The organism is Niastella soli (assembly GCF_017742245.1).
Lineage (GTDB): Bacteria > Bacteroidota > Bacteroidia > Chitinophagales > Chitinophagaceae > Niastella > Niastella soli.
Genome location: NZ_JAGHKO010000017.1, coordinates 421,926 through 435,006 on the forward strand (window position 1 = coordinate 421,926; position 13,081 = coordinate 435,006).

Below are 13,081 nucleotides of genomic sequence, written 5' to 3' on the forward strand. Positions count from 1 at the left end.
CTGTCTGATAAACAGACAGCTTTTTTATATTGTTAAAAATTTTTCTTCCGGTTATTTACAACCAAGCAACTCACACAATTTCGCATCCAGTTCTTGCCCACGTAAGTTTTTACCAACGATCTTTCCATTGGGATCTATGAGGTAATTCTGTGGAATGCTTTCTATTTTGTACATGCGGGCCACTTCATTATTCCAGAATTGCAGATCACTCACCTGTGTCCATTGCAGGCCATCGTCTTTTATAGCCTGGATCCAGGGCTCACGAGATCTGTCGAGCGAAACACCCAGTACTGTGAAATTCTTGCTTTTAAACTTGTTATACGCAGTAACAACGTTAGGGTTTTCCATCCGGCAGGGTTTGCACCAGCTGGCCCAGAAATCGACCAACACATATTTACCCCTGAATGAGTTCAACGATACCGGTTTACCGGTTGTATCGGCTTGTGTAAACTCTATGGCATCAGAGCCTATGGCGCCCACTTTGCTATCAGCAATACCCTGTTGAACCACTTTGCCATAAAACCCTTGTTGCACAGCAGGCGTAAGCTGGGCATACCTTTTTTCCAGCATAGCCGGGTCCTGCTCCAACTCACGGGTTACAAGTAATAAGAAAGGTGCTACCGGAGAGGCCTTTTTTTCTGTAATGAATTTATCTATTGCGCTCACCGTAGCATCGTACGCTTTTTTATAGGCGGTTTGCAGGCTATCGCTGGTTGACTTGATAGCATTAGGGGCCGATTGCAGACCCATTAACTGCTGGTTCAACTGCGACATTTTATCAAACAAGGGCTTAAAGGTCTTCTGAAACTCATTAAAATCATCATTGGTGGGAGATCCTTTTACCTCAAACTGCTGTACGTTCTTGACATCGCCCTTTATAGTAACGTTATCGTTTCCAATAAATAATACAGATTTTTTGCCGATCACGTCAAAATTCAACTGATATAAATTGGGCTCTGCAATGGTCCCTTTCAACACAAAACTACCTTTGGCAGACTTGGTTTTTGCCAGCGTATCTGTAGGCGTGTTCATATCTACAAGACATACAGCCGCATTATCAGGTAAACCGGTGAGGGTACCGGTAATAACAAATCCTCCTTTTTTCTGCGCCATCGCCACTACAGGTATCAGAAATATTGCCGCTATCAGCTTCTTCATATTATTTTTTATTGGAATGTCTGTTTTGTAAAATGCCTACTACCTGTTGCAATGTATAACCTTTTGCGTTAAGTAATACCAAATAATGGAAGAGCAGATCGGCAGCTTCGTTCAGAAAAAGTTCTTCATTGCTGTCTTTGGCTTCAATAACCAGTTCTACCGCTTCTTCACCCACTTTCTGGGCTATTTTATTGATCCCTTTGCCAAAAAGCTGTTTCACATACGATTTCTCATCCTCGCTTTTCTTACGCAACTCTATGATATCCTGCAAGTAATACAAAAAGTCGTCGGAATGGTTGCGCTCGCTCCAGCAGGTATCGGCCCCGGTATGACAGGTGGGTCCTAATGGCTTGGCCTTTATGAGTAAGGTATCGTTATCGCAATCACTTAGTATCTCTTTAACCAGCAGGTGATTGCCGCTTTCCTCGCCTTTTGTCCACAGGCGTTTTTTACTACGGCTGAAAAAGGTCACTTTTCCTTCACTCATGGTTTTGTGCAGGGCTTCCTCATTCATAAAACCCATCATCAACACCTTGTGGGTTACAAAATCCTGAATGATGGCAGGTACCAGGCCATCGCTGTATTTTTTGAAATCTACTTTCATGATCGTCAATTATGTTTTTATGTACCCGGCTGTGGTACTGCTATTGATCTTCCGTTGTGTCACTCACTTCATCGTCCGGTTCGCTATTGGGCTTCTTTTTCGCCTCAAAAAACTGCTGTAATTGTTCTTCTCTTCTTTCCCGCCAATGTTCCCGTCGTTCATCCCGTTTCCGCTGTAAATACCGGTTGAAGTAGATAAAGATCAACAGGGCAATGATGGCGGTTAAATATACCATAGGATTACATTCTTACAGCTATCTGCTTTTGCTGCAAATATCCTTTTAAATCTGGAATTGCTATTTCTTTAAAGTGAAATATGCTGGCAGCCAGGGCGGCATCGGCCTGGGACTGTTCAAATACGTCAACAAAATGCTCCATGGTGCCACCGCCGCCCGAAGCTATAACCGGCACTGGCAGCTGAGTGGCCAGTTTACGGGTAATTTCCAGGGCAAAGCCCTGTTTGGTACCATCGTGGTTCATAGAAGTGAGTAAAATTTCTCCGGCGCCCAGGTCAACAGCCTGTTTTGCCCAGTCAAAACAACGGGCATCCGTTTTGGTACGGCCACCATTCAGGTACACATACCATTCGCCATCTTCTTCCTGCCGGGTATCTATCGCTAACACCACGCATTGGCTTCCAAACTCCTTCGACAGGTCCTGTATCAATTGCGGATTTTTAAAAGCAGCAGTATTCACCGAGATCTTATCGGCGCCATTCTGCAACAAAGCACTTACATCATCAACACTGCTGATACCACCACCTACAGTAAATGGAATATTGATGTGGTGCGCAATGCGATTCACCAGTTCCCGCAAAGTTTTACGCTTTTCTACGGTAGCAGTTATATCAAGGAATACCAGCTCATCAGCACCCTGTTGTGCATATAATGCACCCAGTTCAACCGGATCACCGGCATCACGCAGATTTACAAAATTGGTCCCCTTCACCGTACGGCCATCTTTTATATCAAGGCAGGGGATTATACGTTTACATAACATGATTATTATTTTATTCGTGTATGTTCAATCTTGAAAGGCAATGGGAAATTGGAAAAGGCAGAAGGCAGACATGAAAACCGTTATGCGCTGCTGCTAACCAGTCAACTGATTAACTGATCAACTGGTCAACCGCTATCAACCCTATCAACTCCATCAACCCTATCAACCAAACTTCTTCAATTCATCTAACGATATTCTATTCTCATAAATAGCCTTACCAACGATCGCTCCACTACAACCAATTTCAGCCAAAACCTCCAGGTCATTAATATTGCTCACCCCGCCACTGGCAATAAAATGCAGCGAAGGGAAACGCGCTATGATCTTTTTGTACAATTCCACTGATGGACCGGCCAGTAAACCGTCCTTGCTTACATCGGTGCAGAACACCTGTTGTACGCCATGATCAATATACTTTTGAAGAAAATCGTAGATCGTGATATCAGTGGTTTCTAGCCAGCCACCCACCGTGATCTTCTCTTCTTTTACATCAGCTCCTAACAGAAATTTTTCGGCGCCAAATTGAAGTAACCATTTTACAAACTCGGCTTCATTCTTTACGGCCAGACTACCAATAGTAGCCAGTGCCGCTCCGGAATTAAATACAATGTTCACATCTTTTTCGGTTTTTATACCACCACCGAAATCAATTACCAACCCCGTTTTGCCGGCAATGGCTTCCAGCACTTTCCAGTTCTTTACAGCACCGGCTTTGGCGCCATCCAGGTCAACCAGGTGCAGGCGTTGTAAACCGGCATCTTCAAACTCCATGGCTACTTCCAAAGGGTTCTCATTATAAATTTTCTTTTGCTCATAATCGCCCTGCGTTAACCGCACGCATTTACCATCAATAATATCAATAGCCGGAATGATCTGCATATGCTTTGTTTGCACTAATTGTTTTTCCATTTTAATAAAATCAAGCCCGTATTGCTGCCAGGTCTTTCCTACCACCTGCATACCAAACTTTTTATAAATACCGGTAGCAGTTAGGCGGGCATTGCACCAGATGCTTTTTTTACCCTGCGCATGTGCCCAATCCATAACATGTTGCAACAGTTTGGTCCCATACCCTTTGCCTTGCCAGTTGGTCCGGGTAGCAAACTTTCTGAACTGTATGGCGCCATTTCTGTCAAATACCGAGATAACAGAGATCAGCTCACCATAGTCATACAATCCCCAATGCAGGCCTCTTTCGTCATCTTCCAACTGTACAAATGAGATGCTTTCCTGTGGGTACATCACTGCCTGCCGCATGGCCCACACTTCGTTCAGGGGAACCGGTTGTATTGACATATTACAAACTCAAAAAGTTTTTCAGGATCAACTCGCCAGTTTTGGCGCTTTTCTCGGGGTGGAACTGCACGCCATAAAAGTTGTCTTTGTGCAGCGCGCAGCTATACGGTTGTACATAATCTGCCGTAGCAATTGTGTGTTCACCTAATGCTGCGTAATAGCCATGTACAAAATAACAATAACTGTTCTCGGGCAACCCGGCAAACAGTTTTGTTTTTAAGTTGAAGATGTTATTCCACCCGATCTGAGGCACCTTTAGGTCGCCAGTTTTGGGCGTGAACTTTTTTACATGCTCGTCGAATATGCCCAGGCAGGTAGTATCATTCTCTTCGCTATAAGCACACATCAGCTGCATCCCCAAACAAATGCCCAGCACAGGTTGCTGCAGATTTTTAATAACTGTATCCAGCTTATGTTCTTTCAGATACCGCATGGCGCTGCTGGCCTCGCCTACTCCTGGAAAGATTACCTTTCCCGCGCTTTGTATCTGTTCAACATCATCGGTCACTACCGCGTTCACCCCAATCCGTTCCAGTGCATACAGTACCGATTGTATATTCCCTGCGTTGTATTTTATGATTACCAGGTCCATTCTTTGTATATATCAGCTTTTAATATCGGTTATAAACTTTTTGGTATCGCCCTCAACGTCGAGGGTATTCTCCAGTGCTTTGATGAACGCAGTGCCTATAATAGCGCCATTAGCGTGTTCACATGCCTGTTGAAAGGTTGCTTTGTCTTTTATACCAAAGCCTACCAGCACAGGATTGTTAAGCTTCATATCCTGTAGCTTTTGCAGGTAGTTATTCACGGCATTCATGTCTTTGTCTTTTCCCGTAGTGGAGGAAGAAGAGACCGCGTACAAAAAACCGGTGCTTAAGCTGTCAAGCCTGCGAATACGTTCTTCCGAAGTTTCTGGCGTGACCAGGAAAATAAAGTTCAACCCATAGCGCTGCATAATAGGGCCATATTCCGTTTCAAATTCATATTCCGGAAGATCGGGTAGTATGAGGCCATCGATCGGCATATCTGCTGCATCCTGACAAAACCGCTCAAAGCCGTATTGCAGAATGGGGTTCATATAGCCCATTAAAATTACCGGAACATATATCTGTTGACGAAAGCCTCTTAACTGTTCAAACAACGTGGCAATGGTCATACCATTGGCCAGGGCCTGCGTGCTGCTTGCCTGTATCACCGGGCCATCAGCCAGGGGATCACTATAAGGCATGCCCAGCTCTATCATATCGACTCCGCTGTCCTGTAATGCTTTCATTACTGGTACTGTGCTGTTCAATTGCGGATAACCGGCTGTACAGTATACGTTAAGTATATTATTCTTTTTCTGTTGGAATAATTCTTTTATTCGGCTCATTGTTACAAGTTTCAGGTTACAGGTTACTTACCTGACCTGTAAGGTGCATCATTGGAACCTGCATTCGTATTAGGTTTAATTGCACCTGACAGGTCTGGTTGTATAGAAATGGAAGACCTGTCAGGACCGCGTATACTTTCTGATTTTTCAAGATCCGATGGCGGACCTTACAGGTCTTCTCTATTTATTTCCCTTCCATTGCTTTCATATAAGTAGCCATGTCTTTATCGCCTCTTCCACTTAAACAAACCACCACTGTTGAATCCTTTGTGAACATAGCTTTTGCCGGAATGGGCGCTTCTGTTTTTTTCGCATTCACCGGACTCAGGAATTCCAGACTGGCCAGGGCATGAGAACTTTCCAGTGCCGGGATAATCCCTTCTTTTTTTGCCAGGTTAAATGCAGCCTGCAATGCTTCTTCATCGGTAGCGCTTAAGAAAACACCCCGGCCTGAATCATATAAGTGGGCATGCAACGGGCCAATGCCCGGATAATCCAACCCCGCAGAAATACTGTGCGGCTCTACTACCTGCCCATCTTCAGTTTGCATAACCAGGCTTTTGCTGCCATGTAATACACCCGGTTTACCTAACTGGGTGGTAGCAGCGCTTAACCCGCTGTGTACCCCATGACCGGCGGCTTCTACAGCTATTAGTTGTACCGTTGGCTCTTCCAGAAAATGATAAAAAGTACCGGCTGCATTACTGCCACCGCCTACGCAGGCCAATACATGCGTGGGCAATTCGCTGCCTGTGTGTTCTTTTAACTGTCCGCGGATCTCTTCACTGATAATGCTTTGAAAACGCGCTACCATATCAGGATATGGATGCGGCCCCACCACACTGCCTATGATATAATGTGTATCTGTGGGATTGTTGATCCAGTCACGGATCGCTTCGTTGGTAGCATCCTTTAAAGTTTTGCTGCCACTGGTGGCGGGGATCACCGTAGCCCCCAGCATTTTCATCCGGGCCACATTCGGCGCCTGACGCTCAATGTCCTTCTCACCCATATAAACAATGCACTCAACTCCTTTTAATGCACACACCGTTGCAGTAGCTACCCCGTGTTGTCCGGCGCCCGTCTCTGCAATAATGCGTTTCTTGCCCAAACGTTCGGCTAATAATATCTGACCGAGGGCATTGTTCAGTTTATGCGAACCGGTATGACACAGGTCTTCGCGTTTCAGGTAGATCTGCGTGCCATATTGTTCGCTCAGCCGTTTGGCATAATACAGCGGTGAAGGCCGGCCCACATAATCGTGTAACAAAGCCTTATATTCCTTTTGGAATGCAGGATCGTAAATAATGTCAAGGTATTTTGATCGCAACTCTTCTACATTTGGGTGCAGCATTTCGGGAATAAATGCACCCCCAAACTTTCCATAATATCCCTGTACATTAGGTTGTTGATATTTTGTTGTTGTCGTCATTTGTACTACTATTTAACTGCTGTTGTGTCATGTCGATTATTTCGGCATACTGTTCCTATGCTACTGTACTGTTCCATGGCATTCAGCAGGGCTATTAATATCGGATGCGGCTTCTCATAGCTGGAATTAACCTGTGGAACAAATAAAGTTCCTATAAAGAAAGGGTGGTCTTTTAATTCCACAATCCTTGCTTCTTTGTATTTGTCACTGGCTACCATGCTAAGACCAGCCTCATGAATTTGTTCCTGGTATGCCGGATTCAACCCAAAATTGCAATAATAATTCTCCGTGATCGTATTGGTATTGAAGAGGCGAGATACCAACGAATCTTTTTGGGTTATTTCAATTTCGAGCGTTTGTCCTTTCAATGAGCAGCTTAACGGATTAATCACCAGTCGCGATGCATAGGGATTGGTTTCTGCATGTTCAGCATCAGTAATGCCCAGCACATGGCGCGCAAACTCAATGACCATATGTTGAAAGCCGCCGCAGGTACCCAGGGTGGGGACCCGGTGCGTGCGGGCATATTCAATGAGCTTCAACACCCCCGACATGCTTTTATACGGACTACCCGGTGCTATCAGAAATCCCTGGTACGACTGTATGATGAGCTCAAACTCCGGTTCTATCTGTTCCGTAGCTACCCATTCGTATGTAAAGAGCTTTCCAAATTGTTTGGCGGCATGATCAAGCGCTTCGTTGTTAGCTATGTGAGTAGCATTCGAAGCATCATAATCACCCATGATCCCTAGCTTTATCATAGTATGAGGTTTAATTGCTATTCCCCTACCCTTCAACCGGTTGCTCCGGTGTCTTCAACACCAATTGCATAAAAGTAAGATCGAGCCAGCGGCCAAACTTGTAACCAACCTGTGCAAAATGCCCTACCTCTTTAAAGCCAAAACGCTCGTGCAATTTTATACTTACATCATTGGTTGAATCGATACCCGCCACAATCGTATGCAGGTTCAATTCGGCTGCTGCCTTTATCAACGGTTCCAGCAATAGTTTACCAATGCCTTTACCACGTTGATCAGGAGCTACATATATCGAGTTCTCTACGGAATATTTATAGGCGGCCCAGGCCCGCCATGGCCCAATTGAACTAAATCCTATTACCTGACCGCCTTCTTCGGCTACAAATACCGGGTAACCCTGTGCTTCTTTTATCCGGAACCATTGCCGCCGCATTTCCAGTGTATGCGGTTCGTAATCATAGACCGCAGTGGTATTCAATACAGCGTCGTTGTAAATTTCCAGAATAGCTTCCAGGTCAGTTTCCCTGGCCGTTCGTATGTGGATCATAGAATAAGTTTATTACTTACTGTTCAATTTGGTGACAAAGTCTTTTACTTTCGCCATGTCCTTTATACCCGGACTTATTTCGAACTTACTATTGATATCTACTGCAAACAAGGCTTTTGCTACTGGCAGGGCGGCAAACTCGTTCAGCCTGTCTTCATCACCAGGTTCAATACCACCACTGAGGAAAAAGGGTTTGCCAATGGTGGCATCCTTTAACATGTTCCAGTTAAACTTTACGCCGGTACCGCCATAGCCCGCGCCCATGGTATCGAACATGAACATATCGCACACATCCATATAATTCCGTATCATCCATTCAATGTTATCCGATTCACTGATGCGGAAGGCTTTTACTACCGATACATAGTCTGCGATCTTTTCGCAATACTTGGGCGATTCATCGCCGTGTAACTGTACCATGTGTAAACGGCATTCATCTACCATGTGAAGCACTTCTTCAATGGGGGCGTTTACAAAAACGCCTACCTTGTTAATGTTGTTTTCTTTCCTGATCTGGCTGGTAGTAAGGCCTTTGAAAACATAGCGCGGACTTTTTGGATAAAAGATAAATCCTGCAAATGTTACGCCCAGGCTTCCTAATTGTTCCAGCTGTTCGGGCAGTGTCATACCGCAAACTTTTACTCGCATAGCGTAGTCAGATTTTAAGTGTTAGGGTTTCGGCCATGCAATCGCTGTGTTATTTCGTTTCCAGTTGCGCTATGAATTTATGAAAAGCTTCGCCCGGTTGCGCTTCTTTCATAAAATTCTCTCCGATCAGGAACCCACGGAAACCATTTTCTTTAAAGAGCCTGATGTTGGCAACAGAACTGATACCGCTTTCGGCAATCTTGATCTTGCCGGCAGGAATACGTTCTGCCATACGCAGGCTCCGATCAATGTCTACTTCAAACGTTTTCAAATTGCGGTTGTTGATGCCTACCAGTTTTGTTTCATCACAAATATGCTCCAACTCCTCTTCGGCATGCAATTCCAGCAATACTTCCAGTTGCAGGGAGGCCGCAAATGATGCTAATCGTTTAACTTCAGCTGGTGTCAGACAAGCTGCAATTAACAGGATCACATCGGCACCCATGGCCCTGGCTTCTACGATCTGGTATTCATCGATCATAAAATCCTTACGAAGAATAGGCACCTGGTTAACTCTTGCTTTTATAAGGTCGGCCGTGCTACCGCCAAAAAATTGTTCATCGGTAAGTACAGATAATCCGGAAGCGCCATAACGGGCATATGCTGACGTTACTTCCACTACATCGGCGCGGCCGTTGATGATACCTTTGGAAGGCGACTTCCTTTTAAACTCGGCAATAATTCCGGTTTTGGCATCATCGAGCAAAAACTGCCCAAGTGATAATACAGAACGTTTAAAGCCATCCTGCTGTTCCAGCTCCTTTACAGAAGTTTGCGCTTTACGCTCAGCTACTTCTGTACGTTTGTGTTCTATTATTCTATCAAGTATATTCATTACTAAAGTGATCAATTTGTGAATTAAGATGCCGAATCGGCAATCGTGAATCGGCAATCGGCAATTGGTTCGCGAAATTCAAGTCTCGCTGCATTATTTTTGCCCTCTGCCTTCTGCCCTTTTCCTTTCACCTCGTTAACTTGTTAACTTGTCAACCTGTTAACTTGTCAACCTTTCAACCTCCTATTCCTACTGCAATGCAATTAACTTCGATAACGCCTCATTTGCTTTCCCACTTTCCAAACTGTCTACGGCTGCGGCATAGGCATCATCATAACTCTTATAGTTACCCGTGCAATGCAAAGCCATGGCGGCGTTGGCAAGTACCACCGCATTTTGCGCCCAGCTGCCTTCGCCTTTTAATATTTTAGTGAATAATTTGGCTGCTTCTTCTACAGTATTGCCACCATAAATATCAGCAGGGTTTACCATGCGTTTTCCCAACTGCTCGGGCGTCATGATCTTTTCGCCATTATTGGTGATCACCTTGGTATCATTGGTAAGCGAGATCTCGTCGTATCCATCTAACCCATGAATAATGGTAAAAGCCCTGTCGGTCAGTTGTAACAGGTAATTATAGATGCGCGCCATTTCCAGGTTATATACCCCTACCAGTTGAAAGGGAGGGAACGCCGGGTTTACCATGGGTCCTAACATATTGAAGAAGGTACGCATACCCAGGTTCTTTCTGATGGGCCCTACTGTTTTTAATGCGGGATGAAACAATGGTGCATGTAAAAAACAGATATTAGCCTGATCTACTTCTTTCTTCAATCTGTCCGGATCGTTCTTCATTCTATAACCCAGTTGCTCCATAACGTTGCTGGCACCGCTTATAGAGGAAGCGCCGTAGTTACCGTGTTTGGCTACTTTTTGGCCAGTTCCCGCCACAATAAAACAACTGAGAGTTGAAATATTGAAGGTATTCTTACCATCACCACCGGTACCTACTATATCGATCACCGGGAAGCCATTCAAATCAACTTTTACACACAATTCCAGCAAGGCATCCTGAAATCCCTGCAGCTCCTCAATGGTTACGCTGCGCATGAGGTATACGGTCATAAAGGCCGTTACTTCATGTTCGTTGTAAACACCTTTACCAATGTTCAGCAAAACGTCTTTCGCCTGCTCACGGCTTAACGTTTTATGTTCAAACAGGAATTGTAATATCTTTTTCATTTCATTAGTAGTAATCAGGTCAATAATTTGTTTTCTATTAACACATCAGCACATCACTGTTTCAACCAATTCCGTAAGATCTCCTCTCCCCTTGGCGTCAACACACTTTCCGGATGGAACTGTACGCCCTGCACATCATAAGTTTTATGCTGCAATGCCATGATATAATTGTTAGCATCGCGGGCGGTGATCTCCAGTTCTTTTGGAAAACCTTCTTCACTTACTACCCAGCTGTGGTAACGGCCCACTTCAAATTCATCGGGCAGACCATTGAAGAGTGAGTGGTGAATGGTGAGTGGTGAGTGGGCTTCTGAATTTCGATGATCACTATTACTTGCATGCTTGCCTTTGCCTTTTATCTCTGCCTTCTGCCCTTTGCCTTCTACCTTTTCACCGATTGCCGATTGCCGATTAACAAGTTGTATTGGCGTAGCCACTCCATGATAAACAGAACTCAGGTTAATGAGTTTACCTCCAAAAGCCTGGCCAATTGCCTGATGCCCCAAACACACACCCAGGATTGATTTGGTAGCTGCATATTCTTTTATCAACGGCAGTAACAAACCAGCTTCTTCTGGGATACCGGGGCCTGGCGATAAAATGATCTTATCATATGCCTTTACATTCTCCAATGGGATCTGGTCGTTACGGTATACATCTACTTTCTGATGCAGGATCTTTTCAACCAGGTGTACCAGGTTGTAAGTAAAGGAGTCGTAATTATCGAAAACAAGAATTTTCATGTTCAATTATGTTGTGATGGTCCGCCTTCGCCAAGGCTTCGGCGGACGAAGACGGAGAGTACTAATTAAATTATTTCCTGGGCAAATACGATGGCTTTCTTTAAAGCGCCCAGTTTATTATTAACTTCCTGTAATTCGCTTTCGGGTTTGCTGGCAGCAACCACACCGGCGCCGGCCTGATAGATCAGTTTGTTTTGCCGGCTCATAAAGGTGCGGATCATGATCGCATGATTGCACTGTCCATCAAAACCCATGAACCCGATGGCGCCGCCATAATAGCTGCGTGCCGTTGGTTCATACGCATCTATTAACTCCATGGCCTTGAATTTTGGCGCCCCGCTTAAAGTGCCGGCCGGAAAGGTTTTGGCCAACAGTGCAAACGGATTGCTGCCCGTACGCACTTTACCGCTCACTTCACTTACCAGGTGAATTACGTGCGAATAATATTGTACTTCTCGATAGTGGTCCACTTTTACGTCATCGCACAGTCGACTGAGGTCGTTACGAGCCAGGTCAACCAGCATAACATGTTCAGCATTCTCCTTGGCATCCTGCAACAGGCGCTCTGCCTCCCGTTGATCAGTTTCATCGTCACCTGTTCGTTTAAAGGTACCAGCTATGGGGTGAACCACTGCTTTACCATTTTGCATGATCAGTTGCGCTTCAGGCGAAGAACCCATCAGTTTGTAATCGCCATAATCGAAAAAGAATAAATAAGGGGAAGGATTGATGCTGCGCAGCGCACGATACACGGCAAACTCGTCACCAGTAAAACCCTGCTCAAAACAACGGCTCAATACTATCTGGAACACATCACCGCGCATACAACTTTGAATACCCTTCTTCACCATGTCCATATAATCGCTGTCGGTCATGTTTGATGCTTCGGGACCTTTTGTTTTAAAAGGATATACCGGTACATCTTTACTACGGATCAACGATTCTACTACCTGCAATTCGCTTTCAACACCAGTCATGGTGTTTTCGCAGATGTATAACTCGTCTTTATGGTGATTGATTGCTATTACGTATTGATACAACCGATACCGCATGAGGGGAACAACGGGTAGCCCGTCGGGAGATTTGCGCTCGATACCGAGGTGAATGGTATCGAAGAATTGAACAGCATCGTAGGTTGTATAGCCATACAGGCCCTGAGCAAATTTTGTTTCGCGGCCACTGCCTTGTTTTACCTCAAAGCGCTGCATAAACTCCCATAGTTTTTCGGGCACTTCGGCGCTATTGGTTATGGCTGCTTTTTCAGGTGGCAGGCCAGGCAATTTAAATTCAATGCTTTTGGTAGAGGTGATCTCGATGCCTGCAATGGCATTAATGCAAATGAAAGAGTAACTGTTGTCTGCTGCATGGTGGTCGGTACTTTCAAGCAGTACTGTATCACGAAAACGATCGCGCACCCGGAGGTAAATGCCAACCGGCGTGAACACATCCGCCAGCAACTTTTTACAATTCGTAGTAATATTTATCTTTTTCATTAATCAGCCGCA

At 44.9% G+C, this 13,081-nt stretch carries 15 protein-coding genes; all 15 read right to left on the reverse strand.

The genetic code is table 11. The annotated features are described in order from the left end of the window. Positions 1 to 51 precede the first annotated feature (51 nt). The 15 genes from J7I42_RS32595 to J7I42_RS32665 all read right to left on the reverse strand — a co-directional run bounded on the left by J7I42_RS32595 (position 52) and on the right by J7I42_RS32665 (position 13,069). Positions 52 to 1,158, reverse strand: a complete 1,107-nt coding sequence (locus J7I42_RS32595; RefSeq protein WP_209144270.1) for a TlpA disulfide reductase family protein — start codon at positions 1,156 to 1,158, stop codon at positions 52 to 54. 1 nt (position 1,159) lies between these two features. After that, a complete protein-coding gene (hisIE, locus tag J7I42_RS32600; protein WP_209144272.1) occupies positions 1,160 to 1,762 on the reverse strand; it encodes a bifunctional phosphoribosyl-AMP cyclohydrolase/phosphoribosyl-ATP diphosphatase HisIE in 603 nt (200 codons plus the stop codon). 40 nt (positions 1,763 to 1,802) lie between these two features. After that, positions 1,803 to 1,997 (reverse strand): hypothetical protein, encoded by a 195-nt coding sequence (locus tag J7I42_RS32605; protein ID WP_209144274.1) that lies wholly within the window; start codon positions 1,995 to 1,997, stop codon positions 1,803 to 1,805. Positions 1,998 to 2,001: 4 nt separating this feature from the next. Beyond that, positions 2,002 to 2,760: an imidazole glycerol phosphate synthase subunit HisF gene (hisF, locus tag J7I42_RS32610; RefSeq protein WP_209144276.1), complete on the reverse strand. Its 759-nt coding sequence runs from the start codon at positions 2,758 to 2,760 to the stop codon at positions 2,002 to 2,004. 162 nt (positions 2,761 to 2,922) lie between these two features. Further along, entirely contained in the window at positions 2,923 to 4,056 is a 1,134-nt protein-coding gene (gene hisA / locus J7I42_RS32615; protein ID WP_209144278.1) for a 1-(5-phosphoribosyl)-5-[(5-phosphoribosylamino)methylideneamino]imidazole-4-carboxamide isomerase, read from the reverse strand. 1 nt (position 4,057) lies between these two features. Next, on the reverse strand, positions 4,058 to 4,648 hold the full coding sequence (gene hisH, locus J7I42_RS32620; protein ID WP_209144280.1) for an imidazole glycerol phosphate synthase subunit HisH: 591 nt from the start codon (positions 4,646 to 4,648) through the stop codon (positions 4,058 to 4,060). Between the two features lie 12 nt (positions 4,649 to 4,660). Beyond that, positions 4,661 to 5,431 (reverse strand): tryptophan synthase subunit alpha, encoded by a 771-nt coding sequence (gene trpA / locus J7I42_RS32625; protein WP_209144282.1) that lies wholly within the window; start codon positions 5,429 to 5,431, stop codon positions 4,661 to 4,663. Positions 5,432 to 5,615: 184 nt separating this feature from the next. Further along, positions 5,616 to 6,863 carry a tryptophan synthase subunit beta gene (trpB, locus tag J7I42_RS32630; RefSeq protein ID WP_209144284.1) on the reverse strand — a complete coding sequence of 416 codons (1,248 nt, stop codon included), beginning with the start codon at positions 6,861 to 6,863 and terminating at the stop codon, positions 5,616 to 5,618. A gap of 8 nt (positions 6,864 to 6,871) precedes the next feature. Beyond that, complete coding sequence (locus J7I42_RS32635; protein WP_209144286.1) at positions 6,872 to 7,624, reverse strand: CTP synthase C-terminal region-related (seleno)protein; 753 nt, start codon at positions 7,622 to 7,624, stop codon at positions 6,872 to 6,874. Between the two features lie 25 nt (positions 7,625 to 7,649). Then, positions 7,650 to 8,168, reverse strand: coding sequence for a GNAT family N-acetyltransferase (locus J7I42_RS32640; protein ID WP_209144288.1), 519 nt, complete (start codon positions 8,166 to 8,168; stop codon positions 7,650 to 7,652). Between the two features lie 12 nt (positions 8,169 to 8,180). Then, on the reverse strand, positions 8,181 to 8,816 hold the full coding sequence (locus J7I42_RS32645) for a phosphoribosylanthranilate isomerase (RefSeq protein ID WP_209144290.1): 636 nt from the start codon (positions 8,814 to 8,816) through the stop codon (positions 8,181 to 8,183). A 49-nt stretch (positions 8,817 to 8,865) separates the two neighbouring features. Continuing rightward, complete coding sequence (trpC, locus tag J7I42_RS32650) at positions 8,866 to 9,651, reverse strand: indole-3-glycerol phosphate synthase TrpC (RefSeq protein ID WP_209144292.1); 786 nt, start codon at positions 9,649 to 9,651, stop codon at positions 8,866 to 8,868. Positions 9,652 to 9,840: 189 nt separating this feature from the next. After that, complete coding sequence (trpD, locus tag J7I42_RS32655; protein WP_209144294.1) at positions 9,841 to 10,833, reverse strand: anthranilate phosphoribosyltransferase; 993 nt, start codon at positions 10,831 to 10,833, stop codon at positions 9,841 to 9,843. Between the two features lie 53 nt (positions 10,834 to 10,886). Next, positions 10,887 to 11,576 carry an anthranilate synthase component II gene (locus tag J7I42_RS32660; protein WP_209144295.1) on the reverse strand — a complete coding sequence of 230 codons (690 nt, stop codon included), beginning with the start codon at positions 11,574 to 11,576 and terminating at the stop codon, positions 10,887 to 10,889. 65 nt (positions 11,577 to 11,641) lie between these two features. Then, positions 11,642 to 13,069 (reverse strand): anthranilate synthase component I family protein, encoded by a 1,428-nt coding sequence (locus J7I42_RS32665; protein ID WP_209144297.1) that lies wholly within the window; start codon positions 13,067 to 13,069, stop codon positions 11,642 to 11,644. Positions 13,070 to 13,081 lie beyond the last annotated feature (12 nt).

What these genes read in the sequence shown, in the direction of transcription:
- J7I42_RS32595 (WP_209144270.1), bottom strand. Translation starts at nt 1,158, where the DNA reads ATGAAGAAGCTGATAGCGGCAATATTTCTGATACCTGTAGTGGCGATG.
- hisIE (WP_209144272.1), bottom strand. Translation starts at nt 1,762, where the DNA reads ATGAAAGTAGATTTCAAAAAATACAGCGATGGCCTGGTACCTGCCATC.
- J7I42_RS32605 (WP_209144274.1), bottom strand. Translation starts at nt 1,997, where the DNA reads ATGGTATATTTAACCGCCATCATTGCCCTGTTGATCTTTATCTACTTC.
- hisF (WP_209144276.1), bottom strand. Translation starts at nt 2,760, where the DNA reads ATGTTATGTAAACGTATAATCCCCTGCCTTGATATAAAAGATGGCCGT.
- hisA (WP_209144278.1), bottom strand. Translation starts at nt 4,056, where the DNA reads ATGTCAATACAACCGGTTCCCCTGAACGAAGTGTGGGCCATGCGGCAG.
- hisH (WP_209144280.1), bottom strand. Translation starts at nt 4,648, where the DNA reads ATGGACCTGGTAATCATAAAATACAACGCAGGGAATATACAATCGGTA.
- trpA (WP_209144282.1), bottom strand. Translation starts at nt 5,431, where the DNA reads ATGAGCCGAATAAAAGAATTATTCCAACAGAAAAAGAATAATATACTT.
- trpB (WP_209144284.1), bottom strand. Translation starts at nt 6,863, where the DNA reads ATGACGACAACAACAAAATATCAACAACCTAATGTACAGGGATATTAT.
- J7I42_RS32635 (WP_209144286.1), bottom strand. Translation starts at nt 7,624, where the DNA reads ATGATAAAGCTAGGGATCATGGGTGATTATGATGCTTCGAATGCTACT.
- J7I42_RS32640 (WP_209144288.1), bottom strand. Translation starts at nt 8,168, where the DNA reads ATGATCCACATACGAACGGCCAGGGAAACTGACCTGGAAGCTATTCTG.
- J7I42_RS32645 (WP_209144290.1), bottom strand. Translation starts at nt 8,816, where the DNA reads ATGCGAGTAAAAGTTTGCGGTATGACACTGCCCGAACAGCTGGAACAA.
- trpC (WP_209144292.1), bottom strand. Translation starts at nt 9,651, where the DNA reads ATGAATATACTTGATAGAATAATAGAACACAAACGTACAGAAGTAGCT.
- trpD (WP_209144294.1), bottom strand. Translation starts at nt 10,833, where the DNA reads ATGAAAAAGATATTACAATTCCTGTTTGAACATAAAACGTTAAGCCGT.
- J7I42_RS32660 (WP_209144295.1), bottom strand. Translation starts at nt 11,576, where the DNA reads ATGAAAATTCTTGTTTTCGATAATTACGACTCCTTTACTTACAACCTG.
- J7I42_RS32665 (WP_209144297.1), bottom strand. Translation starts at nt 13,069, where the DNA reads ATGAAAAAGATAAATATTACTACGAATTGTAAAAAGTTGCTGGCGGAT.